Source organism: Capillimicrobium parvum (assembly GCF_021172045.1).
GTDB lineage: Bacteria > Actinomycetota > Thermoleophilia > Solirubrobacterales > Solirubrobacteraceae > Capillimicrobium > Capillimicrobium parvum.
The window spans coordinates 3,790,179-3,814,274 of the sequence record NZ_CP087164.1; the positions used below are offsets into that span (position 1 = coordinate 3,790,179).

23 protein-coding genes are annotated in these 24,096 nt (G+C 72.0%); 10 read left to right on the forward strand and 13 right to left on the reverse strand.

Annotated elements, in window-relative coordinates; genetic code table 11:
• On the reverse strand, positions 1–288 hold the full coding sequence (locus DSM104329_RS18475) for a hypothetical protein (protein ID WP_259311320.1): 288 nt from the start codon (positions 286–288) through the stop codon (positions 1–3).
• A 131-nt stretch (positions 289–419) separates the two neighbouring features.
• On the opposite strand from DSM104329_RS18475, the gene DSM104329_RS18480 reads away from it, so the two are divergent.
• Positions 420–1,133 (forward strand): IclR family transcriptional regulator, encoded by a 714-nt coding sequence (locus DSM104329_RS18480; protein WP_259311321.1) that lies wholly within the window; start codon positions 420–422, stop codon positions 1,131–1,133.
• A gap of 4 nt (positions 1,134–1,137) precedes the next feature.
• Here the strand turns inward: DSM104329_RS18480 and DSM104329_RS18485 are convergent, their stop codons facing one another.
• From DSM104329_RS18485 to DSM104329_RS18500, 4 genes are all read right to left on the reverse strand, one after another.
• On the reverse strand, positions 1,138–2,316 hold the full coding sequence (locus tag DSM104329_RS18485; RefSeq protein ID WP_259311322.1) for an MFS transporter: 1,179 nt from the start codon (positions 2,314–2,316) through the stop codon (positions 1,138–1,140).
• Between the two features lie 51 nt (positions 2,317–2,367).
• Positions 2,368–2,967: a VOC family protein gene (locus DSM104329_RS18490; RefSeq protein WP_259311323.1), complete on the reverse strand. Its 600-nt coding sequence runs from the start codon at positions 2,965–2,967 to the stop codon at positions 2,368–2,370.
• Positions 2,968–3,073: 106 nt separating this feature from the next.
• Positions 3,074–4,408 carry an LLM class flavin-dependent oxidoreductase gene (locus tag DSM104329_RS18495; protein WP_259311324.1) on the reverse strand — a complete coding sequence of 445 codons (1,335 nt, stop codon included), beginning with the start codon at positions 4,406–4,408 and terminating at the stop codon, positions 3,074–3,076.
• The gene (locus tag DSM104329_RS18500; protein ID WP_259311325.1) at positions 4,405–5,241 is read right to left on the reverse strand and encodes an alpha/beta fold hydrolase; all 837 of its coding nucleotides are present in this window, start codon (positions 5,239–5,241) and stop codon (positions 4,405–4,407) included. Before DSM104329_RS18500 ends, DSM104329_RS18495 begins: the two co-directional genes overlap by 4 nt.
• A gap of 159 nt (positions 5,242–5,400) precedes the next feature.
• Here DSM104329_RS18500 and DSM104329_RS18505 point away from each other — a divergent pair, with 159 nt between their 5' ends.
• From DSM104329_RS18505 to DSM104329_RS18535, 7 genes are read left to right on the forward strand one after another with little or no spacing between them, the layout of a single operon-like run.
• Positions 5,401–6,828: an NAD(P)/FAD-dependent oxidoreductase gene (locus DSM104329_RS18505; RefSeq protein ID WP_259311326.1), complete on the forward strand. Its 1,428-nt coding sequence runs from the start codon at positions 5,401–5,403 to the stop codon at positions 6,826–6,828.
• Positions 6,829–6,833: 5 nt separating this feature from the next.
• On the forward strand, positions 6,834–7,634 hold the full coding sequence (locus DSM104329_RS18510; RefSeq protein ID WP_259311327.1) for an alpha/beta fold hydrolase: 801 nt from the start codon (positions 6,834–6,836) through the stop codon (positions 7,632–7,634).
• Entirely contained in the window at positions 7,631–8,587 is a 957-nt protein-coding gene (locus DSM104329_RS18515; protein WP_259311328.1) for a 3,4-dihydroxy-2-butanone-4-phosphate synthase, read from the forward strand. Before DSM104329_RS18510 ends, DSM104329_RS18515 begins: the two co-directional genes overlap by 4 nt.
• A gap of 10 nt (positions 8,588–8,597) precedes the next feature.
• The gene (locus DSM104329_RS18520) at positions 8,598–9,464 is read left to right on the forward strand and encodes an FAD binding domain-containing protein (RefSeq protein WP_259311329.1); all 867 of its coding nucleotides are present in this window, start codon (positions 8,598–8,600) and stop codon (positions 9,462–9,464) included.
• Complete coding sequence (locus DSM104329_RS18525) at positions 9,461–9,955, forward strand: (2Fe-2S)-binding protein (protein ID WP_259311330.1); 495 nt, start codon at positions 9,461–9,463, stop codon at positions 9,953–9,955. Before DSM104329_RS18520 ends, DSM104329_RS18525 begins: the two co-directional genes overlap by 4 nt.
• On the forward strand, positions 9,945–12,323 hold the full coding sequence (locus DSM104329_RS18530; RefSeq protein ID WP_259311331.1) for a xanthine dehydrogenase family protein molybdopterin-binding subunit: 2,379 nt from the start codon (positions 9,945–9,947) through the stop codon (positions 12,321–12,323). The genes DSM104329_RS18525 and DSM104329_RS18530 overlap by 11 nt, the downstream gene beginning before the upstream one ends.
• 22 nt (positions 12,324–12,345) lie before the next feature.
• Entirely contained in the window at positions 12,346–13,509 is a 1,164-nt protein-coding gene (locus tag DSM104329_RS18535; protein ID WP_259311332.1) for a cobalamin-independent methionine synthase II family protein, read from the forward strand.
• A 56-nt stretch (positions 13,510–13,565) separates the two neighbouring features.
• On the opposite strand, the gene DSM104329_RS18540 is transcribed toward DSM104329_RS18535, so the two are convergent.
• Positions 13,566–14,345 (reverse strand): MOSC domain-containing protein, encoded by a 780-nt coding sequence (locus DSM104329_RS18540; RefSeq protein ID WP_259311333.1) that lies wholly within the window; start codon positions 14,343–14,345, stop codon positions 13,566–13,568.
• A complete protein-coding gene (locus DSM104329_RS18545; RefSeq protein ID WP_259311334.1) occupies positions 14,342–14,902 on the reverse strand; it encodes a TetR/AcrR family transcriptional regulator in 561 nt (186 codons plus the stop codon). The genes DSM104329_RS18540 and DSM104329_RS18545 overlap by 4 nt, the downstream gene beginning before the upstream one ends.
• A gap of 107 nt (positions 14,903–15,009) precedes the next feature.
• Between DSM104329_RS18545 and DSM104329_RS18550 the strand changes: the two genes are divergently transcribed.
• Positions 15,010–16,152, forward strand: a complete 1,143-nt coding sequence (locus tag DSM104329_RS18550) for an aromatic ring-hydroxylating oxygenase subunit alpha (RefSeq protein WP_259311335.1) — start codon at positions 15,010–15,012, stop codon at positions 16,150–16,152.
• A 159-nt stretch (positions 16,153–16,311) separates the two neighbouring features.
• Positions 16,312–16,959 carry a Crp/Fnr family transcriptional regulator gene (locus DSM104329_RS18555; protein ID WP_259311336.1) on the forward strand — a complete coding sequence of 216 codons (648 nt, stop codon included), beginning with the start codon at positions 16,312–16,314 and terminating at the stop codon, positions 16,957–16,959.
• Positions 16,960–17,026: 67 nt separating this feature from the next.
• Here the strand turns inward: DSM104329_RS18555 and DSM104329_RS18560 are convergent, their stop codons facing one another.
• The 6 genes from DSM104329_RS18560 to DSM104329_RS18585 are packed head-to-tail and all read right to left on the reverse strand — an operon-like array spanning position 17,027 to position 24,044.
• Positions 17,027–18,385, reverse strand: coding sequence for a hypothetical protein (locus tag DSM104329_RS18560; protein WP_259311337.1), 1,359 nt, complete (start codon positions 18,383–18,385; stop codon positions 17,027–17,029).
• 44 nt (positions 18,386–18,429) lie between these two features.
• On the reverse strand, positions 18,430–19,419 hold the full coding sequence (locus DSM104329_RS18565) for a substrate-binding domain-containing protein (RefSeq protein WP_259311338.1): 990 nt from the start codon (positions 19,417–19,419) through the stop codon (positions 18,430–18,432).
• Positions 19,416–20,486: a M29 family metallopeptidase gene (locus tag DSM104329_RS18570; RefSeq protein WP_259311339.1), complete on the reverse strand. Its 1,071-nt coding sequence runs from the start codon at positions 20,484–20,486 to the stop codon at positions 19,416–19,418. The genes DSM104329_RS18565 and DSM104329_RS18570 overlap by 4 nt, the downstream gene beginning before the upstream one ends.
• The gene (locus DSM104329_RS18575) at positions 20,483–21,778 is read right to left on the reverse strand and encodes a cytochrome P450 (protein WP_259311340.1); all 1,296 of its coding nucleotides are present in this window, start codon (positions 21,776–21,778) and stop codon (positions 20,483–20,485) included. Before DSM104329_RS18575 ends, DSM104329_RS18570 begins: the two co-directional genes overlap by 4 nt.
• A gap of 35 nt (positions 21,779–21,813) precedes the next feature.
• The gene (locus DSM104329_RS18580; protein ID WP_259311341.1) at positions 21,814–22,572 is read right to left on the reverse strand and encodes an SDR family NAD(P)-dependent oxidoreductase; all 759 of its coding nucleotides are present in this window, start codon (positions 22,570–22,572) and stop codon (positions 21,814–21,816) included.
• A complete protein-coding gene (locus DSM104329_RS18585; protein ID WP_259311342.1) occupies positions 22,569–24,044 on the reverse strand; it encodes a sugar ABC transporter ATP-binding protein in 1,476 nt (491 codons plus the stop codon). Before DSM104329_RS18585 ends, DSM104329_RS18580 begins: the two co-directional genes overlap by 4 nt.
• Between the last annotated feature and the right edge of the window lie 52 nt (positions 24,045–24,096).

The window sequence follows — 24,096 nt, forward strand, 5'->3', positions numbered from 1 at the left end:
TCAGCCACCCTCGACCACCGTGTACACCGTGTCCTGCGCCGGCGCGCCGAGCAGCTCGCCGTACCTGCGGATCGAGGGGGCGGCCTCGGCGATGAACGCGTCGTAGTCCTCGCGGCTGGCGAACTCGTCGAGGTCCATGACCTCGCCGTCGCGAGCGGTGCGGCGGTGCCCGGTCATGTACTTCTGGGCGGCCGCCATGATGGCCTGCATCACCTCGGCGTTGTCGGCCTCGACCTGCTGGACCTTCTCGAGGTCGTGCGGGATGCGGACGGTGCAGATGACGGCCATGGTTGCTCCTCGGTCGGCAAGAATCGTGCAATGACGTACGTATATCGAACATCAGGCGGAAAGGGGAGTCCCTGACACCAGATCGGTCGATATTCGGTCGTCGATGCTCCTGAGCAGCTATCGTTCCCCGCGTGGCAGAGATCTCGAAGACCGCGGACCAGGCCCTGACCGTCCTGCTGAAGGTAGGAGAGAACGGTCCGATGACGCCTGCCGAGCTCGCGCGCACGCTCGGGATGAACCGGACGGTCGTGCACCGCCTGCTCTCCACGCTGCACCAGCGCGGCTTCGTCACGCGTCAGGAGGACGGCTACGTCCCGGGCGCGATCCTCGTGCGGATCGCCGAGCGCGTCCAGCCGGAACTGCGCGCCTCCGGCCGCACCGCGATGCTCGAGCTCGCGGGCGCCGTCGGCGAGACGGCGGTCATGCACATCGCCGACGGCCTGGACGCCGTGGTCCTCGAGCAGGTCGTCCCCGACCGCAACATCGTCCGCGTCGAGCACGAGATCGGTTCGCGCCATCCGCTGCACGAAGGCGCGAGCGGGCGTGCGCTGCTCGCGTTCCTCGGCCAGAGCGCGATCGACCGGGTCGCCCGGGGCATCGACGCTCCCGACGCGCTCGCGCGTCAGCTCGAGACGGTGCGCCAGCTCGGCTACGCCCTGTCGCACGACGAGCTCCAGCAGGGCGTCCACGGCCTCGCGGTGCCCGTGCTCGACGCGCCCGGCCACGCCGTCGCCTCCATCGCGCTGCTCGCCCCCACCACGCGGGCGAGCGCGCTGCCGACCCACCTCGACGCGCTCCTGGCCGCTTCCGCCGGCCTCTCGCGGCTGCTCTACGGCCGCAGCTGAGCGCTCACGCAGCCGGCGCATCGGCGGCGCGCGGCTCGGTGACGTGCCGCACGCAGACCAGCATCGCGACGAGCGCCACCGCACCGAGGATGACGAACGGCACGGCATCGGACGTGAGGTCCGCGCCGAGCGCGCTGGCCGGCGCGCCGATCGCCTCTCCGCTGGCGAACGTCAGGTTCAGCAGCGCGGCCGCCGGGCCGGGCGTCAGCCCGCTGGCCTCGGCGACCTCCGAGAGCAGTGCCATAAGCGGGATGCTGAACACCGTCACCGCGACCCCGAACGTGACGACCGTGAGCGCCGCGACGAGCCCGGGCGGCTGGACCAGGCCGAGCACGACCAGCGCCGGCGCAGTGGCGGCGAGCCCGGCGGCGATGAGCGGCACGCGCCCGTCGCGGTCCGAGCGCCGGCCGACCAGCGGCGCCGTCGCTGCGGCGACGAGCGCCCCCACGAGGAACGTCGCGCCGATCGCCGGCTCGCCGAACCCGCCATCGTCGAGGCGCAACGGCACCAGCGCGTTGAGGGCGCCGAGCACGATGCCCGGCATCAGGCTCAGCGCGGTGAGCCCGATGAGCAGCCGGCTGCGCCGCGCGCGCGCCCAGTCGGTGCTGAGGTCCGGACGCCGCGCCGGGCCCGGCGTGCGCACGACCCAGACGATGATCGCCGCGCAACAGATGGCGATGGCGCCGAAGGCGGTCTCCGGTCCGATTGCGACGGCGACGGTGCCGAGCACCGGCCCGAACAGCGTGCCGAAGATCGCCGCCCCCATCGCCGTGCCGATGACCTGCCCGCGCCGGTCGTCGGGCGCCGCCGCGATGAGCCACGCCAGGACGCCCGACCAGATGAGGCCGGCCCCGAACCCCTGGGCGGCGCGCGCCGCGTCGAGCAGCATGACGTCGCCCGCGAGCCCGAAGACGACGCTCGCGGCGCCCAGCAGCGCGAACCCGCCGACGACCGTCCGCCTGGGGCCGGCCCGGCCGGCGGCGATGCCGCCCGCGATGGACCCGAACACCATGCCCACCGCGTAGGCCGCTGTGAGGACACCCGCTGCGGACTTCGAGAGATCGAACTCGTCGCGGTAGTGCGGCAGCAGCGGCGCGACCGCCGAGTACAGCGCCGACTCGAGGATCAGCGCGACGGCGGCGAGCAGGCTGAGCCGACGCAGGCTTGCGTCCGGGGCACTCACCCGGCCACCGGCACGACTAGTGGCCCGTCTCGCAACTCTCGAGACGAACCACTATGCGCGCTCGAGGTCTGCCCCCGCGTCGTCGGCGATCGCCTGCGCGCGCACGGCGTGCTCCTCGCGCTGCTCGAGGTACGCCTCGAAGTCGAACTCGTCGAGGTCGATCTCCTGGATCGGCTCGTACTCGCGCGCGATGCCGTCCCAGCCGATCTCGTCGATGCCCCAGTAGAACTCGAGCAGGTGGCCGTCCGGGTCGCGCGCGTAGAAGCGGGGCTGGTTGCCGGGGCCGCCCTTGCGGCAGTTGACGATCTGCACGCCGGCCTCGCGCATCTCGCGCAGCTTGGCCAGCAGCTCCCCGGGAGTCGCGAGCTCGAAGGCGATGTGGTGCAGGCCGATGCCCAGCGCCGAGCCGTCCGGCGCGTCGTCGGTGATCAGACCGTCCTTGAGCTGGAAGATCGAGATCGCGTGGTGGGTCGCGTTGCAGCGCACGAACGCACCGGCCGCCACCGTGACGCCGTGACCCACCTCGTCCGCGGGGTACTGGAAGCGCTCGGTCAGCCGCATACCGAGGACGCCCGTGTAGAAGTCGACCGATCGATCGAGATCGCGCACGGTGATCCCGATGTGACCAATGTTCCTGACTCGGACCTGCACTCGTCTATCTCCCTCATATCGGTCGAATATCGAACGCGCACGTCCGATTGTCGTCAGACCCTACTTCAGACCGCGACGGAGCGTCAAGCCCCGCCGCGGCCCGCGCTCACAGCTCGACGGGGTGGCGAAGCTCGGGTACATGCGCCGTTCGCGTGTCGACGATGTCGCCGTTCATGAGCTGGCTGGCGGGCACCGCTCGCGCGCCGCCGGTCCGTGCCGCGATCTCGCTCGACGTCGTGTACGGGCGGCGGTCCTCGCCGCGCGCCCAGACCGGCTTGCCGCCGGCGGGCCGGAACTTCGGCATGACCTCCTCGGCGAAGATCGACGCGCTCTTCTCGATCAGCCACCGGGGCATGCTGCCGTGGTCGATGTCGATGATCACCCGGCCGGCGCCCATCTCGCTCGTCACCTGCTCGAGGCGCTCGGCCACGGTGTCCGGCGAGCCCGCGATCAGCCACTCCTCGGCGACGAGGTCGTCCCACGTCATCTCGGAGATGTCGCGGCTGCGGTAGCCGCCGCCGGCCGCCATGCCGCGCAGCGAGCTCTCGCTGACGTGCCCGGGCGCGAAGGCGTCCTGGAACGTCGAGCGGAAGAAGTTCTGCATGATCCAGGCGTAGTGCGGCTCGGCCTCGCGCCGCGCCTGCTCGTCCGTCTCCGCCGTGTGGACGAACAGCACGGCGGCGATCTGGCGCGGGTCGGGCGTGTAGCCCTCCTCCGCGCACAGCTCGCGGAACAGGTCGCAGTTGCGCAGCAGCGTCTTCCGCGGCGCGAGGATCGCCTGATAGACGTAGCGGTGCTTGGCGCACATCGCAAGCGACTCGCGCGAGCCGGCGGCGGGGATCCAGATCGGCGGGTGCGGCTTCTGCACCGGCCGCGGCCACAGGTTCACGTACGGGACGTTGAACCACTCGCCCTCGTACGCGAACGGCCCCTGCTCGGTGAGCGCGCGGATCAGCAGGTCGTGCGCCTCCTTGAACCGGTCGCGCGCGTCTGCCGGGTTCGTGACCCCGTAGGAGTGGTACTGCGCGCCGAGGCCCATCGGCAGCCCGAGGATCAGCCGGCCGTTGGACATCATGTCGACCATCGCCACCTCCTCGGCCAGGCGGATCGGCGAGAGGTAGGCGTTCATGATCGGGCCGACGGCGGCGATGTGGATCCGCTCGGTCTGAGCGGCGAGGTAGGCCGACGTGACCATGCCCTGCGCGGACAGGCCGATCGGGCCGTTGTGCTGCTCGGAGTGCAGCACGCCGTCGTAGCCCAGGCGCTCGCACCCGGCCAGGACCTCGAGGAAGTCGCGCATGGCTCGCTGGGCGAGCGCCTCGTCGTAGAACTCGGTGGGCAGGGAGATGAAGTTCGTCCGCGAGTGCTCGCCGATGACGCTCTTGTGCGGCACCCACGGGTAGGCGCCGTTGTGGAAGGCGTAGAACTCGAGCTCGCTCATGACTGAGCCTCCTGGGTGACGAAGTCGGCGATGACGTCGGCGAGCCGCTCGGGCTGCTGGGCGACCATCAGGTGCCCGGTGGGCGCGGCGTCGCCCTCGAGGACTGCCAGGCGCCCGGCCGGAAGCAGCTCGGCCCAGCGCTCGCAGTGCTCGCGCGGCACGACGCGATCGTCCTGGGCGGCGACGACGAGGGCCGGACAGGCCACGCGCGCGAGGCGCCGATCGAAGCGGTGGTCGTAGCGCGGGTTGAACGCGAGCCGCGCGGCGGTGGTCAGCTCGAGGTAGCCGTGCACCAGCTCCTCGACCGGGTCGCCGGACGCCGTGTACTCGCTCAACCGCTCCATCTCCCCGTTGAACAGCACCTCGTCGTACTCGTCCGGCGTCATGCGGAACACGTCGGCCACGGGATGCCCGGGGACGCGCAGGCCGTACGGCGCGACCAGCGTCAGGCTGGAGACCCGCCGCGGGTAGGTCACCGCGAAGTCGGCCGCGATCCAACCGCCCAGCGTGTACCCGACGAGATGGATGTCGTCGAGGCCGAGCGCCTCGAACAGGTCGTCGAGGTGCAGGACGACGTCGTCGATCGAGCGTAGCCACGGCGGCATGGGCGTGTCGCCGAATCCCGGCTGCTCCGGCGCGACGAGGTCGACGCCGGCGCTCAGCCGCTCATGGAACGGCAGCCAGCGGCGCGTGAAGCCCATGCCGTGGAGGTAGACCGTGGTGGGTCCGGAGCCGGCCCGGCGGTACGCGGTCGGGATGCCGCGCACGTCGACGACCTCCGGCGGCGTGTAGAACGGCCAGCTCGGGGGCTGGCTCTCGGTGGCTGTCGCCATGGTCTCTCCAGGAATCGAACTCAAGAGCACGATTATCGTTGCACGCGAGCCCATGCAGTTCAATGCGGCCATCTGTTGCAGGCAGACGCCGAGAGCCGTAGACTCGCGTTTTCGGTCACAACTGGTCGATATTCGATACACCTTCGAGCAGGCGGTCTCGTGAACCCCAACAGCGCTGTCCTCGCCGACCCCGGACGCATCTCGCACTGGTTCAAGCAGCTCTATCCGCCGGAGCGGGCCCTCGTTCCGCGGCCGGCGCTGACCGAGTCGCGCGCGGCCGACGTCTGCATCGTCGGCGCCGGCTACACCGGGCTGTGGACCGCGTACGCGCTGCGCCGCGCCGACCCGTCGCTGGACGTCGTGCTGCTCGACGCCGAGATCGCCGGCTACGGCGCCTCGGGGCGCAACGGCGGCGCGGTGATCGCCCAGTTCAACGGCTCGCGCGAGTACTGGACCAAGCGCGGCGGCCGCGCGGGCACGCAGGCGATGGAGCGCGCCGTACGCGAGTCGGTCGTCGAGGTCGGCGCCGCCGTCGAGCGCGAGGGCATCGACTGCTCCTACGCGCGCAACGGGGTCGTCATGGTCGCCCGGACGCCGCTGGAGACCGAGCGTTTCCGCGCCTCGATCGACGAGGACCGCGAGTGGGGCTGGACCGAGGAGGACAGCCGCCTGCTCACCGCCGCCGAGGTGCAGGAGCGCATCAAGGTCGACGGCGCGCTCGGCGCCCGCTACAACGCCCACTGCGCGTCGATCCACCCGGGTGCGCTCGTGCGCGGCCTGGCCGACACCGTCGAGCGGCTCGGCGCCACCATCTACGAGGGCACGCGGGTGACCGCCATCGAGCCCGGGCTCGCGCGCACCGCCGCCGGCCACACGGTCCGTGCGCGCACGGTGGTGCGCGCGACCGAGGCGTACACCGAGAGCCTCGAGACCCACAGGCGGATCATGGTCCCGGTCCACACGTCGATGCTCGTCACCGAGGTGCTGCCCGACCACATCTGGGCGCAGATCGGCTGGGCCGGCCGCGAGGCGCTGCTCGCCGAGCATCCCTTCCTGCACCTTCAGCACACGGCCGACCACCGGATCACCATCGGCGGCGACGACAACCGCGTGCCGTACCGCTACGCCTCCGCGCCGAACGCCGACGAGGGTGCGCCGCCGCGCGTGCTGTCGATGTACCGCCGGGAGCTCGTCCGGCTGTTCCCGGCCCTGCGCGACGTGCGCATCGACCACTCGTGGCAGGGCGTGTTCGCCGCGCCGCGCAACTGGGCGCCCGGCGTCGGCTACGACGCCGGGACCGGACTGGCCTGGGCCGGCGGCTACGTCGGCGAGGGCGTCGCGACCTCGAACCTCGCCGGCCGCGCCCTGGCCGACCTCATCCTCGGCCGCGACACCGAGCTCACCCGGCTGCCGTTCGTCGGGCCGCCGGCGCGAAGATGGGAGCCCGAGCCGCTGCGGGCGATCGGCTCCGGAGCCATCGCCGTGATGCGCCAGATCGGCGACCGCGCCGAGCTGCGCACCGGCAAGCCGTCGAAGGTCGTCGAACTGGGCAACCGCGTCGCCGGATACACGGGACACGTCGGATGAACGAGATGACCACCCCCCAGAGGCTGGACGTCAACGGTGTCGACGTGGCCTACCGCCGGGCCGGATCCGGGCCGCCGCTGCTCTACCTGCACGGCATGGGCCTGACCCGCCGCTGGCTGGAGCTCTACGCGGTCCTCGCGGAGCGCTTCGACGTCATCGTCCCCGAGCACCCGGGCTTCGGCGACACGGCGCGGCCGGCGTGGTACCGCTCGCTCGACGACTTCGTGCCCCACTACGCGGATCTCCTCGACGCGCTGAAGCTCGACGAGGCGCATGTGGTGGGCCACTCGCTGGGGGCGGTCGTCGCCGCGGCGTTCTCGGCGACCTACCCCGAGCGGGTGCGGTCGCTGACCCTCATCACCCCCGGGCCGCTGCCGCTCGCGTCGCCGGGATTCGACGAGCCCGACGACATCCCGGCCGACTTCGACTTCGACGGCATCCTGTTCAACGACAACCAGGCCGCGTATCCCGAGTACCGCAACGGCGACGACGAGGGCCTCGTGATCGCGCCGAACGACGGCGACGAGCACGCCGACCCGTCCGCGTGGTCGCTCGACGTCACGCCGACCCTCTACCGGCGTCTCGCCCGCGTGCGCGGCCCCGCCCAGGTGTTGGTCCCCGACGAGGACCGCCTGTTCTCCAACGAGATCTTCGCGGCCTGGGCGCGCTGGCTCGGCGACATGCCCGTCGTCCGGATCCCCGGCCGGACGCACCCGACCGGCCACCTGCTCATCGTCCAGGAGCCCCAGGCGATCGCGGCCCGGATCGGCGAGCTCGCGCACGCCGCCCAGGAGGCACGAGCATGAGCATCCGGCCGGCACTGGGCGACCTGCGCGGCGGCCGGCTCGTCGCGCTCGTGGACGTGGCGCGCGGGGCGCCCGAGGGCTACCTCGTCGCCGCGGCGCGCACGATCACGCCGCTGCTGATCAACGCGATGCTGCTCGACGCCGGCGGGACGCCCTGGGTCGCCCTGCCCGAGTCCCGCTGCCGGGCCCTGGCCATCGACCCGCTCGGCGACCATGCCGCGCGAGCCGAGGGGTTCGCGTTCATGGTGTCGATCGAGGCCCGTCACGGCGTCACGACCGGCGTGTCGGCGGCGGACCGGGCGCGGACCATGCGCATCGCCGCCGACCCCCGGACCGGCCCCGCCGACATCGCGGTGCCCGGCCACGTCATGCCGATCCTCGTGGCCGAGCAGGGCGTGCTCGGCCATGCCGCGGCGCCCGAGGCAGCGGTCGACCTCACACGGCTGGCCGGGCTCGACGGCGGCGGTGCGATGTGCCACATCCTCGACGAGTCCGGCCAGGTCGCGGGCCTCGACGCGGTCTGCGATCTCGCCCGGCGCCGCGGCTTCCAGGTCGTCACCACCGAGGACGTCGTCGCCGAGCGCCGGCGCCGGGAGCCGATGGTCGAGCGCACCGCAGCTGCGCCGATCGAGACGGTCGCGGGGCGTCTGCTCGCCGTGGCGTATCGCGAGACGATCAGCGGGCGCGAGCACACCGCGCTCGTGGCCGGGCCGCGTCCCGAGGCCATCGTCGACGCGCCGCTGCGCCTCCACGTCCGGCAGCCGATCGAGGACGTCTTCACCTCCACGCACGAGGAGCTCGAGCGGTCGCTGCACCAGCTGGCTGCCGGCCGGCTCGGCGGGATCCTGCTCTACCTCGCCGCGGGGACCACATCGGATGCGGCCGAGCGGATCGCCCAGCAGATCCGCGCCGACCTCATGCCCACCCCGGTCGCCCACGCGCACGCGGCCTGAACCCGCCACCATGAAGCCGCCACCGTTCCAGTACGTCGCCGCGGAATCGCGCGACCACGCGATCGCCCTTCTCGCCGAGCACGGCCCCGAGGGGCGAGTGCTCGCCGGCGGCCAGAGCCTGGTGCCGCTGCTCAACCGGCGGCTCGTGCGGCCGGCCGTCGTGATCGACATCACGCGCGCGCGAGATCTGCAGCGGATCGGTGACGGCCCGGTCCTGCGCATCGGCGCCGGGGTGCCACAGTCGCGCCTCGAGCGCTCGGCGGACGCCGCACGCCGCGCGCCGCTGCTGGGGCAGGCGCTCGAGTGGGTCGGCAGCGTCGCGACGAAGAACCGCGGCACGGCCGGCGGCAGCGCGGCTTTCGCGGATCCAGCCGGTGAGCTGCCCGCCGCGCTGCTCGCACTCGACGCCGAGCTCGTCGCCCACAGCGCGCGGGGCGAGCGCCGCATCCCGGCGGCCCAGTTCTTCACCGGCGCCTTCGCGACCGCGCTGGCAGCGGACGAGCTGCTGGCCGAGCTGCGCGTGCCGACGCTCGCGGCGACCGCCACGTCCTGCTTCGCCGAGGTCGCGCGCCGTCGCGGCGGCTCGCGCGCCATCGCCGGCGTCGCCGCGGTTGGCGCGGTCGACCGCGACGGCGTCTGCACGACCGTCCGCATCGCGCTGTCGGGCGTCGCGGACACGCCGCTGCGCGCACGCGCCGCCGAGCGGATGCTCTCCGGCGCACGGATCGATGAGGCGCTGCTCGACGCGGCGGCCGAGACGGCCGCGGCCGGCCTCGAGCCGCCATCCGATCCGACCGCATCGAGCACGACCCGTCGTCATCTGGCCAGAACGCTCGTGCGCCGCGCCCTCGCCACCGTGATGGAGGGGCGGGCATGAGCGGCGAGCAGCCGATCACGGTCACGGTCAACGGCGAGCCGCGCACGGCACCCACCGAGCCGCGGATGCTGCTCGCCGACTTCCTGCGTCACGAGCTCGGGCTGACGGGAACGCACGTCGGCTGCGAGCAGGGGGTGTGCGGGGCGTGCACCGTGCTCGTCGACGGCGAGCTCGTGCGGTCCTGCCTGTTGTTCGCCGTGCAGGCCGACGGCGCGGCGGTCGAGACCGTGGAGTCGCTCGGAACCCGGGAGGCGCTGCATCCGATCCAGGAGGCGTTCCGCGAGCACCACGCGCTGCAGTGCGGGTTCTGCACGCCGGGCTTCCTGATGGCGGCGAAGGCGCTGCTCGACGCCGAGCCCGACCCGACCGAGGCGGAGATCCGCGATCACCTGCGCGGCAACATCTGCCGCTGCACGGGATACACGGGCATCGTGGCAGCGGTCCGGGCTGCGGCCCAGCAGCTCGCACAGGAGGGCGACCGTGGCCGCTGACTCGGCGCCGCACGTCGGCCGGCGCCGGCTACGCGTCGAGGACCCCCGGCTGCTGACGGGCGGCGGTCGCTTCGTCGACGACGTCGAGCTGCCCGGCATGCTCCACGCCGCATTCGTGCGCAGCCCCCACCCGCACGCCCGCATCCTCGGCATCGACACGGAGGCGGCCCTCGCGCTCGACGGCGTCCACGCGGTCGTCACCGGCGCCGATCTGGCCGAGGTCGTCCAGCCGTTCGTCTCCGCCCTCGAGCGCCCCGAGGTCCGCACGCTCGTGCGCGACGTGCTCACCACCGACCGCGTCCGCCACGTCGGCGAGGCCGTCGCGGTGGTGGTCGCGAGCTCGCGCTATCTCGCGGAGGACGGCTGCGACCTCGTCGCGGTCGATTGGGCGCCGACGCCGGCGGTGGCCGACCCGCTCGCGGCCATGACGCCGGACGCGCCGCAGGTCGACCCCGACGCGCCCGGCAACCTCGTCGCCGACATCCGGCTGGAGAGCGGAGACGTGGAGGGCTGCTTCGCGGGCGCCGACCACGTCTTCGCCAAGCGCCTGCACGCTCAGCGGCACTGGGGCGCGCCGCTCGAGAACGACGGCGTGCTCGCCAGCTACGTGCCGGCCACGGACGAGCTGACGATGTGGTGCACGACGCAGACCCCTCACGCGACGCAGTCGCTCGTCGCCGACGCGCTGGGGATGCCGTCCGCGCAGGTGCGTGTGATCGCCCACGACATGGGCGGCGGGTTCGGCGCGCGGGCGCGCACGTCGGTCGAGGAGGCGATCGTCCCGGCGGTCTCGCGCCTGCTCGGCCGGCCCGTGAAGTGGATCGCCGACCGCTCCGAGACGCTCGCCGCCGGGGTCCACGCCAAGGAGATGGTCGTCGACCTGTCGGTCGCCGTCACGAACGGGCGGCTGACCGCGATGCGCGCCGACGTGATCTCCGATGCCGGTGCGTACTCGCTGTTCCCGTTCACGTCGCTCGTCGACGCGATCAGCGCGCCGGCGGCGATGCCCGGCATCTACGTCCCCGAGGCGCTCGCCTACCGCACACGGTCGGTCCTGACGAACAAGTCGTGGTCGGGCCCGTACCGCGGCATCGGCCAGGGGGTCAGCCAGGTCGTCCGCGAGCTGCTCGTGGACGAGGTCGCCCGCGAGCTCGAGGTCGACCCGATCGAGCTGCGCGTGCGCAACATGGCGACCGGCGACGGCCCGCACCGTACGCACACGGGCTTCGTCTACGACGGCGGCAGCTACGTGCAGGCGCTGCGCGCGGTCCAGGAGCGCATGGACTACGCCGGCCTGCGTGACGAGCAGCGCCGGCGCCGCGCCGCCGGCGAGGAGCCGTACCTGGGCATCGGCGTCGGCGCGTACGTCGAGTTCTCCGGCTGGAGCGGCGAGCTCGGTCGCGCGCACGGCTACCCCTCCGACTACTACGACAGCGCGAGCGTCACCGTCGAGCCCGACGGCTCGGTCATGGTCACGACGGGGGCGCAGTCGCACGGCCAGAGCCACGAGACCACGCTCGCCCAGGTCGCCGCCGACGCGCTCGGCGTGGCCCCCGACGAGGTGACCGTCCGCGAGGGCGACACGGCGACCAGCGTCTGGGGCATGGGCACGTGGGCGTCGCGGACGGCGGTCATCTACGGCGGGGCGATCATGCGCGCCGCGGGCGACGTGCGCGGGCGGATGGCGCTGCTGGCCGGGCACATGCTCGAGTGCAGCCCTGACGACGTCGAGATGCGCGACGGCCGCGTCTGGGTCGCCGGCTCGCCGGACGCGGCGATCGCGTTCGCGGACGTCGCCGGGTTCGCCTACTTCGGCACCGCGATGGCCGGACACGCCGGCACCGGCGGCGGCCGCCCCGGCGAGCTCGACGTCGCGCTGACCTCGACACGCCCCTACAGCCCGCCGCAGGTCTTCAGCAACGGCGCCATCGGCGTCGTCGCCACCGTCGATCCCGGCACGGGCGTGGTCGCCGTGGAGCGCGTCGCGTTCGTCGAGGACTGCGGCACGATGCTCAACCCCATGGTCGTCGACGGCCAGATCGCCGGGTCGGTCGGCCAGGCGATCGGCGCCGCGCTGTTCGAGGAGCTCTCCTACGGCGACGACGGCGCGTTCCTGTCCCCCACGCTGCAGGACTACCTGCTGCCGACCGCCCTCGACATGCCGGCGCTCGACATCGGCCACCTGGTGTCGCCGTCGCCGGTGACCGAAGGCGGCATCAAGGGCATGGGCGAGGTCGGGATGGTCTGCGGGCCCGCCGCCATCGCCTGCGCGGTCGCCGACGCATTGGCACCGCTCGGCGTCCGCATCGACCGGATGCCGCTCGACCCGGATGGGGTGCTCGACGCGATCCGCCGGGCCCGCGACTGAACGCCGAGCCGAGGAGAGGCAGATGGACCGGATCCTGACCACCCACGTCGGCAGCCTCATCCGCCCGCCGGAGCTCGTCGAGCTGCTGCGCGCCCGCGACGAGGGGCGCGAGGTGGACGAGGCGGCGTTCGACGCATGCCTGCACGACGCGGTCGCCGACGTGGTCCGCCGCCAGGCCGAGGTCGGCGTCGACGTGGTGAGCGACGGCGAGTTCGGCAAGACGCTGTCGTGGGCGCGGTACATCCGCGAGCGCATCGACGGCTTCGAGCAGCGCCCGATGGCCGCCGAGATGGTCGGCGCCAACGTACTGCCCGGCACCGACAAGCGCCTGTTCGGCGAGTTCTACGCCGCCTACGAGAAGACCCAGGGCTTCACCGGCACGATCACCAACTGGGTGTGCACGGGTCCGATCACGTACACGGGGCAGGCGGCGCTGCAGCGCGACATCGACGACCTCAAGGCCGCGCTCGAAACGGTCCACGTCGTGGACGGCTTCCTCCCGGTCGTCGCGCCGGCATCGGTGGTGCCGATCCGCGAGGACGAGTTCTACGCGTCCGAGGAGGAGTTCGTCCTCGCCGTCGCCGACGCGCTGAACGTCGAGTACCGCACGATCGTCGAGTCCGGGCTGATGGTCCAGATCGACGACGCCTACCTCGCGACGATGTGGGACACGATGGGCTCGCCGTCCGACATGAGCGCGTACCGGGAATGGGCTGAGCTGCGCATCGAGGCGCTCGTCCGCGCGCTGGACGGCATCCCCGCCGAGCGCGCCCGCTACCACGTCTGCTGGGGATCCTGGAACGCCCCGCACGTGGGCGACGTCGCGATCCGCGACATCGCCGACCTCATCCTCCGCGTGCCGGTCGGCGGCTACGCGATCGAGATGGCCAACCCCCGCCACGAGCACGAGTGGCGCGTCTGGGAGGACGTCGAGCTGCCCGAGGGCCGCAAGCTCATCCCCGGAGTCATCAGCCACGTCACGAACGTCGTCGAGCACCCCGAGCTCGTCGCCGAGCGGCTCGTCCGCCTCGCCGACCTCGTCGGCCGCGACAACGTCATTGCCGGCACCGACTGCGGCTTCGCGCAGGGCCCCTACGTCCAGCGCGTGCACCCCACCATCCAGTGGGCCAAGCTCGAGGCGCTCAGCACCGGCGCCCGCCTCGCCACCGAGCGGCTCTGGCGCTGAGCGCGGCCCGTACATCATCGGGCGCGTCGTGGCAGGCTGGGTCGGCTGAGCAGCCCTCAGCCGGCGTCGATGCGGTCGCCCACGCGCACGCGGCCGCCGCGCAGCACCTCGGCGTAGACCCCGAACGGCACGCCCCGGCCCAAGCCGGTCTCCTGGACGCCGCGGTAGTCGCGGATCGCACGGACGATCGGCGCGTCGCGGTCGCCCTGTTCCGGGTGGCGGGTCGTCGCTGCGCAGCGTGGGACGGTCCCGCCGACCCGCAGCCGCGCTTCGCCCACCGCGATCTCGCGCCCCTCCCACGTCTCCTCGACGCGCGGTTCGTCCGACGCGAACTGGATCAGCATCCGAAACCGGCGCGGATCGATCGGGCCGAGCCCGGACCGCCGCTCGAGCTCGGCGAGCGAGCCCTCGCCGAGCAGCGTGACCGGCGCGACGTCGGTGCCGACGGCCGCGTCATCGACCTTCACGAGCCGCAGGGACTCGCCGGCCGCCTCGGAGAACAGCGCGCTCCACGCCCCGAGGACCTCGCGCCCGGGTCGCGGCCCGCCGCCGAAGTCCAGACCCGTGACCGCTTCGCCCAGGCGCACGTCGCCGGCGTGCTCCGAGCCGTCGCCGGCCACGACGGTGAGCCGGCTGGACGCCGGGTCGTAGTCGGCGCGCATCCGCACGAGCGCCCCGACCAGGGTCACCGAGCGGATGCGGTCCTCGACGTCCACCAGGAAGAACGCGCGGTCGCCGGCCACGCCCGCCGGCCCGAGCGCGATCTCGTCCCGCTCGTTCATGCGCAGCCCCTTGATCGGCGTGGTGGCGAGGCGCGTGACGACAAGGTCCGTCACGACGCGATCCCCAGCGTCACCCGGAGCACGGCTTCGAGCTCCGCGACGTCCGCGGGCTCCCCGCCCAGCAGGGCCCGGTGCGCCAGCCCACCCGCCGCGATCGTCGTCGCGATCGCCGCCGGACGGCCGACGACCGGTGTCAGCAGGTCCAGCCATGTCTCGTCCCACGCGACCGCCACCTCCCGCAGCGACTCCCGGCGCAGCGCGGCGACATAGAGCTCGCTGATCACGACGGACCCGCCGGGATCGTCGCGCAGCGCGTCCGCGATGTGCGAAGCGAGCAGGGTCGGCAGCTCCTCGGCACAGGGCAGCTCGGCGAAGCGCTCGCGCAGCACCGCCAAGTCGCGCGCGGCCGCCTCGCGCATCGCGCCCTCCAGCAGGTCCTCGATCGAGGCGAAGTAGTACGAGGGCGCCGACAGCGGCACACCGGCCGCCTCGGCGGCGCGCCGATGCGTCAGCCCCTCGACGCCGTGCTCGCCGATCACGACGAGCGCGCCGGTGAGGATCCGCTCGCGGCGCTGGCGGTCGATGCGACGCGGTGCCGTCTGCTGGCTCATCACACGCCACAGGGTACGTGCGCCGTTGACAGCCCGTATACCGGATGCCATAGTCCGAACCGAGTTAGGACAAACCTCCCAACTCATCCCCGAGGAGGAATTCGCCCATGGCGTCGGTCATCGAGCAGCGGGGCTACTTCACGAGCCTCCCGCGCAACTACTACGTCTCGCCCGAGGTCTTCGAGACCGAGCTGGAGCGGGGGCTGCGGCGACAGTGGCTGTACGCAGGCCACATCAGCCAGGTCCGCGACACCGGCGGCTACTTCAGCCGGCTCGTCGGCCCCGAGAGCATGATCGTCACGCGCGACGACGAGGATGAGATCCGCGCGTTCTTCAACGTCTGCCGCCACCGCGGCGCGCAGCTGTGCCCATCCGGGACCGCCGGACGCGCCAAGCAGTTCGTGTGCCCGTATCACCGCTGGAGCTACGGGCTCGACGGCCGCCTGCTCGGCGCACCCGGCTCGCCCGACGGCCTCGACTTCGACTACCGCGACTGGCCGCTGCACGAGGCGCTGTGCGACACCTTCCACGGCGGCATCTGGGTCTGGCTGGGCGACCCGGCCGAGGCCCCCTCGCTGCGCGAGACGCTCGAGCCGATGGTCAACGATCTCGCGATGCTCGAGCGCGTGCGGCCCGAGCGCACGAAGATCGCCCACCAGGAGACCTACGACATCAAGGCCAACTGGAAGCTGCTGCTCGAGAACAACTGCGAGTGCTACCACTGCGCGGGGGCGCACCCGTCGCTGGCCGCGACCTGCGACTACGCGGGGTTCTTCACGCCGCGCGACGAGGAGGTCGCCAAGCTGTCGGGCCCGCAGCGGCACTTCCCGCTGCGCGAGGGGATGAAGACGTTCTCGATGGACGGCGAGTGGGTCTCCCGCAAGCCGCTCGGCTGCGGCTTCGTCCCCGACTACAGCTGCGGCTACATCAACGTCCCGTTCTTCTCCGGGCCCGTGTACTTCGCCGACCACGGCGTCCATCTCGACCTCACCCCGATCGACAAGGACACGACCCGGCTCGTGTGCCAGTGGTTCGTCCACGAGGACGCGGTCGAGAGCGAGGACTACGACGTCGAGAAGCTGATCGGCGTCTTCCACGTCACCAACATCGAGGACGGCGAGCTGGCGGCGCTCAACCAGCGCGGCGTGAACTCCCATCGCTTCGTCCCCGGACCGAACTCCCCCACCCGCGAGCCGTTCATCAAGGCCGCGCTCGAGAAGTACCTGGCGCTGATGGACGACGCCGCGTGAGCCGCGCCACCGCGTTCGTCCAGGACGCCCGCCGGGCGTATGATCGGCGTTGCGCACGGCCCGCCGAGCCGGCGCGCGAAAGGATCTCGCTCGATGGGGCCGCTCGACCACGACACCGCAGCCGTTCGCCTGTCCGCCGCCGCTGAGGAAGCGTGGGCGGTGAGCCCGCTGGCCAGCTGCACGCCCGCCCTGGCGGAGAACCTGCTCAGCGACGCCCGCGAGGTGACGCTCGGTCCGGGCGCGACGTTCTACCGCGGAACCCACCATGCCGAGACCGAGAAGCTCGGGCTGGTCGTCACCGGCCTGCTGCGGACGTTCCGGCGCTCGCTCGACGGACGTCAGGTGACGCTGCGCTACGCGGGCCCGGGCCGCCTGATCGGGCTCCCCGCGGTGCTGGGCGGTGGGGCCGGCGCCGAAGGGCAGGCGCTGCTCGAGAGCCAGGTGCTCGTGCTGAGCGCGTCGCGCTTCCGGGCGGTCGCGCGGCGCGACCCGGACCTGGCGTGGGCTGTCGCCGAGCACCTGGCGGACATCGTGCGCCATCTCAGCGACAACCTGTCGTCGCACTTGTTCCTGCCCATGCGCAGCCGGGTCGCCCATCACCTGCTCGACATGGCGTCGGCGGAAGGCGACCGGCTCGTGGTGCGCTCGAGCCACCAGGATCTGGCCGATGCGGTCGGCTCGGTGCGCGAGGTCGTGTCGCGGACGCTGCGGGAGCTGACGAGCGCCGGCTACATCTCGCGCGAGAACGGGGTACTGGTCATCAACGATCCGAACAGCCTCCACGGCGTGACGCTCGGCGTCGTCTGAACGCGTGGGCGCGGCGCGGTCCCCTCCGCGCGGCGCCGCCACGCGAAGGGGAAGCAGATGCACGTCGTCAGGCGGGTGTGGCCGGCAGTTGCGAGAGGTCGACGCGGCCGCGGTTCTCCTTGTACGGCGCCAAGGCGACCATGGCCCGGATCTCGCGCTGCGCCGTTCCCGGGTTGCCCCAGACCACCGCCACCTCGTTGCCGATCTCGCTGTGGTCGACGTCGATCACGGCGAGCGACAGCATCTCCCGGAAGTACGCGCTGTAGCCGCGTGACGTCGAGACCCCCGCGGGAGCCCCGTCCGCGAGCACCTGGTCGGCGTACATGTATCCGCGCCGCTCGCGGGGCATGTCCATGAAGTCGGGAAGCGGATCGCCCTTGCGGAACAGCTCCCCCCACAGCTTCAGGACGTCATCGGCGTGCCAGACGAGGGTCCGGAGCACGCGGCGCGGATTCGCCACCTCCTCGGCCAGCGCCTCCCGGCCGATGAACTCGTGGTCGAACTTGATGCGGCCGGCCCAGTCGAACTCCACCGGGCTGCGGTAGTAGTCGCGCGGGTCGTCCGTGTCGAAGCTGCCCGCCACCTTGTAGAAGAGATCGAACGCGGGCGCCCCGTAGGCGTCGCTGAGCTGGACGTCGAGGTAGTCGCGAAAGTCGGCGGACCACTCGTCGAAGATCGCGGGCAGGTAGTCGAGCGTGACGGTCGGGTACGCGGCCTCGAGGTGGTTGAGCATCGAGACCTTGGCGCCCATCCGGCGGATGCCGTACTCCTGGCCGGCCTCGAGGATGGCGTTCGAGATCTCGGCGAGGAACTCCTTCGGCGCCTGCAGCTCGAACCCGATCTCGCCGGTCATCCCCTGCCGCAGCGCGAGCACCTCGTGGCCGGCGATCGTCACGGGGGTCGAGCGCATGTAGCCGGCGTCACGGACGCTCTGGCCGGCCGCCCGCTCGAGCACGTAGATGGACAGGGGGCCCTGGAGGTGGAGGTTCGTCCACTCGAGCGGCTCCGCGGAGACGTCGTAGCCGCCCTTGCGGAGCTGGTAGTTCGTCCAGTGGACGCACTGGCCGAACTGCGCGACCTCCTGCTCGCCGATGCGGCTCAGGATCCCCTCCCCGATGAGCTTGCCGTCAGGGTTGCAGTGGATGATGTGCTTCGACTGGCCGATCGCGAAGGGGTCCATCGTGTTCACCGAGATGTCCGAGAACAGCCGGAAGACGTCCGGTCCCGTGAACCGCATGTCCGGCAGCCATGACCAGTCGCCGAGGTAGCACGTCTCCTTCCACGACAGGCTCTCGTCGATCCAGCTCGTGTACTGGGGAGCTCCCCACATGAGATCGAACTCCGCGTAGAGCGGCTTGCGGAGGAAGTCCACGGTCGTGGAGGGCTGCCCCACCTTCGGTTCCGGCGATGCGTTGCTGGACGTCATGTCGAACTCCGTTCGGTTGATCGGGACGGACGCGGGGCGCGGCCTCAGACGGAGAAGCTCTCGAGGGTGGCGGCGACGAAGAGCTCCTCGGGGTCGCGCCTTGTCTGCGCGAGGCCCTGCTCGGCGGAATAGCGAAGGAACGTCGCCAGGGTCTCGCGGTTGGGTCGCAGGCCGTACGCCCAGGGGTCGGGGCCCATGAGCTCCTCGGTCTCCTCGGCGTGCGCGACGAGCCACGGCAGCGCGTACTTCAACGCCGTGACCTCGTGCAGGTTCTCGCGGGTCTTGGCGAGCGCCGCGTCGAAGGCCTTCAACAGGCTCTGCGCGACCCACGCGGACCGCTCGTACAGCTCGCGCCGGATGACGACCACGTGCATGATCGGGAAGATCGCGGTCTGGCGGAAGTACTCGCGCTCGACGGCCGGCCAGTCCGCGAACAGCCGCACGATCCGGCCGTTGCCCAGCACGCTCGGGGCCCTCGGGCTGTAGATCGCGTCGATCTCGCCGGCGTCGAGCAGCGCCGAGAGCGAGCGGCCCTCGGGAGCGCGCTCGACGCGAATGTCGCCGGGCAGGTCGATCGCCATCTTCTCGATGCGCCCGGGCTGTTCGAGTCCTCCGGTGACGTAGGTGACGCTCTCGACGGGGAGGCCGTGGTGCTCGGCGAGGATGCCGCGGATCCAGACGTTGGCGGTGAGCTGGTACTCGGCGACGCCGACCCGACCGCCGGCCAGCTCGCCGGGGTGGCGGATCCCACTGCGCGCGTTGACGTAGATGCCGGAGTGGCGGAACATCCGCGACGGGAAGACCGGGATCGCCACGAACGGCGGCTCGTCGGCCTCGAGCGACAGCACGTAGGAGGACAGCGACATCTCGGCGGCGTCGAACTCGCGGTGGCGCATCATGCGGAAGAACGTCTCCTCCGGCGCCATCGGCAGGTAGGTCAGGTCGATGCCCTCGGGCACGACGGTGCCGTCGGCGAGCGCGCGGGTGCGGTCGTAGTCCCAGCAGGCCAGGCTGAACGGGCGCCGGCCGGTCATCGCGAGCGCACCGAACGGGTGGCGCGCACCGTGGACACCTGCAGCTCGGGAATCGTGAACCGGCCGTCGACGATGACGGGCTCGTCGTCGAGGTAGACCGAGCAGCCGCGCATGGGGATGTCGATGTGGGCGGGCGTGTCGTTGCTGCCGCCGAGCTCCTGGTTGGGGCCGAGCGCGAACATGACGTTGCCGTAGAACGCGCGCGCCTCCTGACCGAAGCCCTCGGTGCGGCTGGCGCGGTGCGACCAGCGGGCGTTCTCGTTGACGCCCCAGCCGATGTGCGAGCAGGCGTAGCCGCGCGGGTCGTCGAACTCGTCGAGGTAGTCCTGCAGGAGCTCGGCGTCGTGGCCGCCCCGGATGTCCGTGACGACGCCGTGCTCGATGGTGAGCTCGATCGGCTCGGAGACGTACGTGTTGAACGGGGCGACGAGGATGTCGCCGCGATCGACGACGAGCCGGCCGTCGACGCCGTCGTCGGCGCCCCCGGTGAACGCGAACCCGCCGGGCCAGGAGTCCCAGCGCCCACGCGTCTCGGCGAACCCCCACTCGGGGATGACCGGGTAGGCCCCGAGCTGGTACGTGACGTCGCTGCCCGCCGGGTTGGTCAGCCGCAGCGTCTTGGCCTTCGCCAGCAGCTCAGCGCTGATCTGGACCCGCTCCTTCTGCTCCCTGGTGGGGAACATCCGCGCGAGCAGGTCGACCGGCTCGATGACCATCAGCATCCGGGTGCCGCTGGCCTGGATGGCGATCTGCTCCTTCGACCACAGCAGGAACACGAGGTCGATGACGAGATCGGCCTCCTGGAGCGCCCGCAGCGCCGCCGGGTTCCGAGCCAACGGGTTGACCCCCACCGACGTGATCCCGCTCGAGCCCAGGGTCGTGCCGATCTCGCTGAGGCGCAGGTTGTACGCGTAGGCACCCAGATCGCGAGCGGCCGTCAGGAACGCGTCGGCGTAGTCGAGGCGGTCGTCGCCCTGCGAGAGCACCACCACCGTCTCGCCCTCCGTCGCGGCGCACAGCTCGAGCTCGCGCTTGCACAGCGCGGCAAAGTCAGCCCAACGGATCATCGAATCTCCTTGCTTGCTCGTGGGTCCCACTCGACCAGCAGCGACTTCATTGCCACCACCGTCATCACCGCGTCGTAGACGAACTCCTGGTCGGGGACGACGCGGATGTCCGGGATGCGCTCGAACAGCACGTTGAGCCCGACCCGCGCCTCCAATCGGGCCAGGGGCGCGCCCATGCACATGTGCCGGCCGCGCCCGAACGACAGGTGCTTGTCGGCGTCGGGCCGCGCGATGTCGAAGCGATCGGGCTCCTCGAACAGCGCCTCGTCGCGGCCCCCCGAGATGTAGACCAGCCACACCAGCGAACCCTTCGGGATGACGGTGCCGGCGATCTGCACGTCGCGGGTGGTGATCCGGAACAGGCCGGGCGACGTACCCCGCATCCGCAGGCCCTCCTCGACCGCGTTGGCCATCAGCGTGGGGTCGCGCCTGACGGCGGCGAACTGCTCGGGGTGGGCGTCGAAGAACCGCACCATGAACCCCATCAGGTTCGCCGTCGTGTCGTTGCCGGCGGCGACGAGCTCCATGATGTGGGTGCTGATGCGCTCGGGGCTGATCGCCGGGCGCCCCTCGTCGTCGGTGACCTGGACCAGCGCGGAGGTGAGGTCGTCGCGCGGTTCGGCGATGCGATCCTCCACGAACTTCGTGTAGTACTCGTAGGCCTCAGCCATGTGCGTCCACCGGCGCCGCCGCTCCTCCTCGGCCATGGGCTTCGCCGTCGTCGCGTCCGGATCGTCGGCATCGACCGGGCCCATGAGGCTGAACATGTCCTCGGTCCACTGGCGGAACCGCGGCGCGTCCTGCGGCGGCATGCCCAGCAGCCGGATGATCACCTCCAGCGACAGCGGATAGCAGTAGTCCCGCATCAGGTCGCAGGCGCCGCGACCGACGACGCCGTCGAGCAGTCCGTGCGCGATCTCCTCGATGTCCGCCTCGAGCGCGGCGATCCGTCCGCGCGTGAACGCCTTGTTGGCGTTCTTGCGCACGACCGTGTGCTTCGGCGGGTCGATCGCGATGAACGCGTGCTCCATGAGGTTGCGCGGCACACGGTGCGCCAGATCGGCCGGCGGCGGCACCACGCCGGTCGCCCGCGACGAGAACGTCTCGAAGTCGTTGACCGCGGTCACGAGATCCTCGTGACGGGTGATCACCCACAGGCTCATGGGCTCGTAGAAGAACACCGGCGCTTCGCGCCGCGCCCGCGCAAGCATCGGGTACGGATCCGCGAGGAACTCCGGGCTCAGCGGATCGAACCCGTCCAGCGTCGGGAACGCGCTGATGTCAGCTGACACGGTCCTGCTCCTCTCTGGCCTACGAACGCCGCCGGTCATGTCGCGCCCATCGTGGACCCGGCGCTGACGTTGACGATCTCCCCCGTGATCATCCGCGCCCCCGGACCGGCCAGGAACCGCACGCACGCCGCGATGTCCTCCGGCGTGATCGCCCCCTCGAGCAACTGGGTGCCGATGACCTCGTCGTACCACTCGGCCGGCATCACCGCGCGCCCCGCGTCGGTCGGCACCAGGCCCGGGGAGACGGCGTTGCACGCCACCCCGAACGGCCCCAGCTCCCGGGCCATCGACCGCGTCAACCCGACGATCGCCGCCTTGGCCGCCACGTAGTGGATGAGATCCGGCATGCCGAAGCTCACCGTCGCCGACGTGAAGTTCACGATCCGGCCGGACCTCGCCCGGCGCATCGGCTCCGACACCGCCCGCGACATCACGAACACCGAGCGCGCGTTGACGGCCATCACCGCGTCGTACTCGTCCACCGGGATCTCCCAGAACGGCCGGCGCGCCAGGTCGATCCATCGCCCGGCGTTGTTGACCAGGACGTCCACTCGGCCCCGCTCGCCGATGATGTCGTCGACCACGCGGGCGGCCGCGAGCTGGTCGGTCGCGTCCACCGAACGGGATGCGAACGTCCCACCGGCCGCCTCGACCGCCGCCGCCGACTCCGCGCAATCGCTCAGATCCGCGCCGTAGACCACCGCGCCCGCCTTGCCGAGCGCCACCGCGATGGCGCGCCCCAGCCCCCGGGCGGCCCCGGTCACGATCGCCACCTGCCCATCCAGCTCCCTCACACCAGCTCCCCAGTCGTGACTGCTTGCAGAAGCCCATGCTCGGACAGCTCGTCGCGCCCGAGCTCGCCCATGACGTCGCCCTGGTAGAAGACCAGGACGCGGTCGCAGAGCGCCGCCATCTCCTGCAGGTCGCTCGACGTGTACAGCACGACCGTCCCGCCCTCCGCGATCGAGCGGATCACGCCCTGCATCTCGGCCTTGGCCCCGACGTCGACGCCGCGGGTCGGATCGTCGAGCAGCATGAGCGACGGCCCGGTCTCCAGCCATTTGGCGAACAGGACCTTCTGCTGGTTGCCGCCGGAGAGCGCGCCGACGGGCGCCCACGGGGAGGCCATGGCGACGCGGAGCCGGTCGCGCCACGTCTCGGCGCGCTGCGCCATCGGCCCGTTCCGTATGACGAGCCCATCGCGGCGCAGCGCGCAGCTGCTCACGAGCGAGATGTTCTCGGCGATCGGCTTCTCGAGGTGCAGGCCGGTCTGCTTGCGATCGGCGGGCACGAAGGCGACGCCGGCGCGGATGGCCTCCGCGATGCCGCGCGGGCACGGCCCTCCGCCCGGCAGGACCACCCGCCCTCCCATGGGACGCTCCACCCCGAAGAGCATGCGCAGGATCGCCTGCACACCCGAGCCCTCGAGCCCGGCCAGGCCCACGATCTCGCCCGGATGCGCGTCCAGCGTCACGCCGCGGACCTTGCGCCGGATGGAGACGTCGGCCAGGCGCAGCGCCGCCTCATCGCGCCGGTCGATCGTCCGCTCGACCTGGGGTGGGGAGGCGCCGGACCGGACCGCGGCCGCCGCCTCGCCGAGCATGCCGTCCACGGCCGCCGCGACGGTGAGCTCGCCGACGGGCCGGCGTGCGACGACCACGCGGCCCCCGCGCAGGATCGTCACGGCATCGGCGACCTCGAAGACGTCCTCGAGGAAGTGCGAGACGAAGACGATGCCCACCCCGTGCTCGCGCAGGCTCCGGATGACCCCGAGCAGGCGCGCCGTCTCGTCCGCACTGAGCGCGGAGGTCGGCTCGTCGAGGATCAGGATCCGCGGGTCGCCGAGCAGCGCGCGGGCGATCTCGACGAGCTGCTGCTCGCCGAGGGCAAGCTCACCGACGGGCCGCTCGAGGTCGAACGCAAGGCCGAGCTGGCGGACGACGCGCTGTGCACGCTCGCGCATGCCGCGCCGGCTGATCGCGACGTGCCCGCTGACGGGCTCGCGCATGAGGAAGAGGTTGTGCAGTCCGTCGAGCGCGGGGAACAGGTTGAGCTCCTGCGACACGAGCGCCACGCCTCGGCGCGCCGCGTCCTCGACGCTCTTGAAGGCCGTCGGCGCGCCATCGAGCCGGAGCGTGCCCGACGTCGGCCGCTCGCCCCCCGCCAGGATCTTCACCAGGGTCGACTTGCCGGCCCCGTTGGCGCCGAGGAGGGCATGGACCTCGCCGGGGTCGACCTCGAAGGTCGCCCCGGCGAGGGCCTGCACGCCGCCGTATCGCTTCGTTATGTCCCTGGCCGAGTACACAGCGGCGTCAGCT

Coding starts and splice junctions, on each gene's coding strand:
- DSM104329_RS18495 (WP_259311324.1), bottom strand. CDS start 4,408: ATGAGCGAGCTCGAGTTCTACGCCTTCCACAACGGCGCCTACCCGTGG.
- DSM104329_RS18545 (WP_259311334.1), bottom strand. CDS start 14,902: ATGAGCCAGCAGACGGCACCGCGTCGCATCGACCGCCAGCGCCGCGAG.
- DSM104329_RS18565 (WP_259311338.1), bottom strand. CDS start 19,419: ATGACCGGCCGGCGCCCGTTCAGCCTGGCCTGCTGGGACTACGACCGC.
- DSM104329_RS18535 (WP_259311332.1), top strand. CDS start 12,346: ATGGACCGGATCCTGACCACCCACGTCGGCAGCCTCATCCGCCCGCCG.
- DSM104329_RS18520 (WP_259311329.1), top strand. CDS start 8,598: ATGAAGCCGCCACCGTTCCAGTACGTCGCCGCGGAATCGCGCGACCAC.
- DSM104329_RS18510 (WP_259311327.1), top strand. CDS start 6,834: ATGACCACCCCCCAGAGGCTGGACGTCAACGGTGTCGACGTGGCCTAC.
- DSM104329_RS18500 (WP_259311325.1), bottom strand. CDS start 5,241: ATGGCGACAGCCACCGAGAGCCAGCCCCCGAGCTGGCCGTTCTACACG.
- DSM104329_RS18550 (WP_259311335.1), top strand. CDS start 15,010: ATGGCGTCGGTCATCGAGCAGCGGGGCTACTTCACGAGCCTCCCGCGC.
- DSM104329_RS18525 (WP_259311330.1), top strand. CDS start 9,461: ATGAGCGGCGAGCAGCCGATCACGGTCACGGTCAACGGCGAGCCGCGC.
- DSM104329_RS18560 (WP_259311337.1), bottom strand. CDS start 18,385: ATGACGTCCAGCAACGCATCGCCGGAACCGAAGGTGGGGCAGCCCTCC.
- DSM104329_RS18570 (WP_259311339.1), bottom strand. CDS start 20,486: ATGATCCGTTGGGCTGACTTTGCCGCGCTGTGCAAGCGCGAGCTCGAG.
- DSM104329_RS18515 (WP_259311328.1), top strand. CDS start 7,631: ATGAGCATCCGGCCGGCACTGGGCGACCTGCGCGGCGGCCGGCTCGTC.
- DSM104329_RS18475 (WP_259311320.1), bottom strand. CDS start 288: ATGGCCGTCATCTGCACCGTCCGCATCCCGCACGACCTCGAGAAGGTC.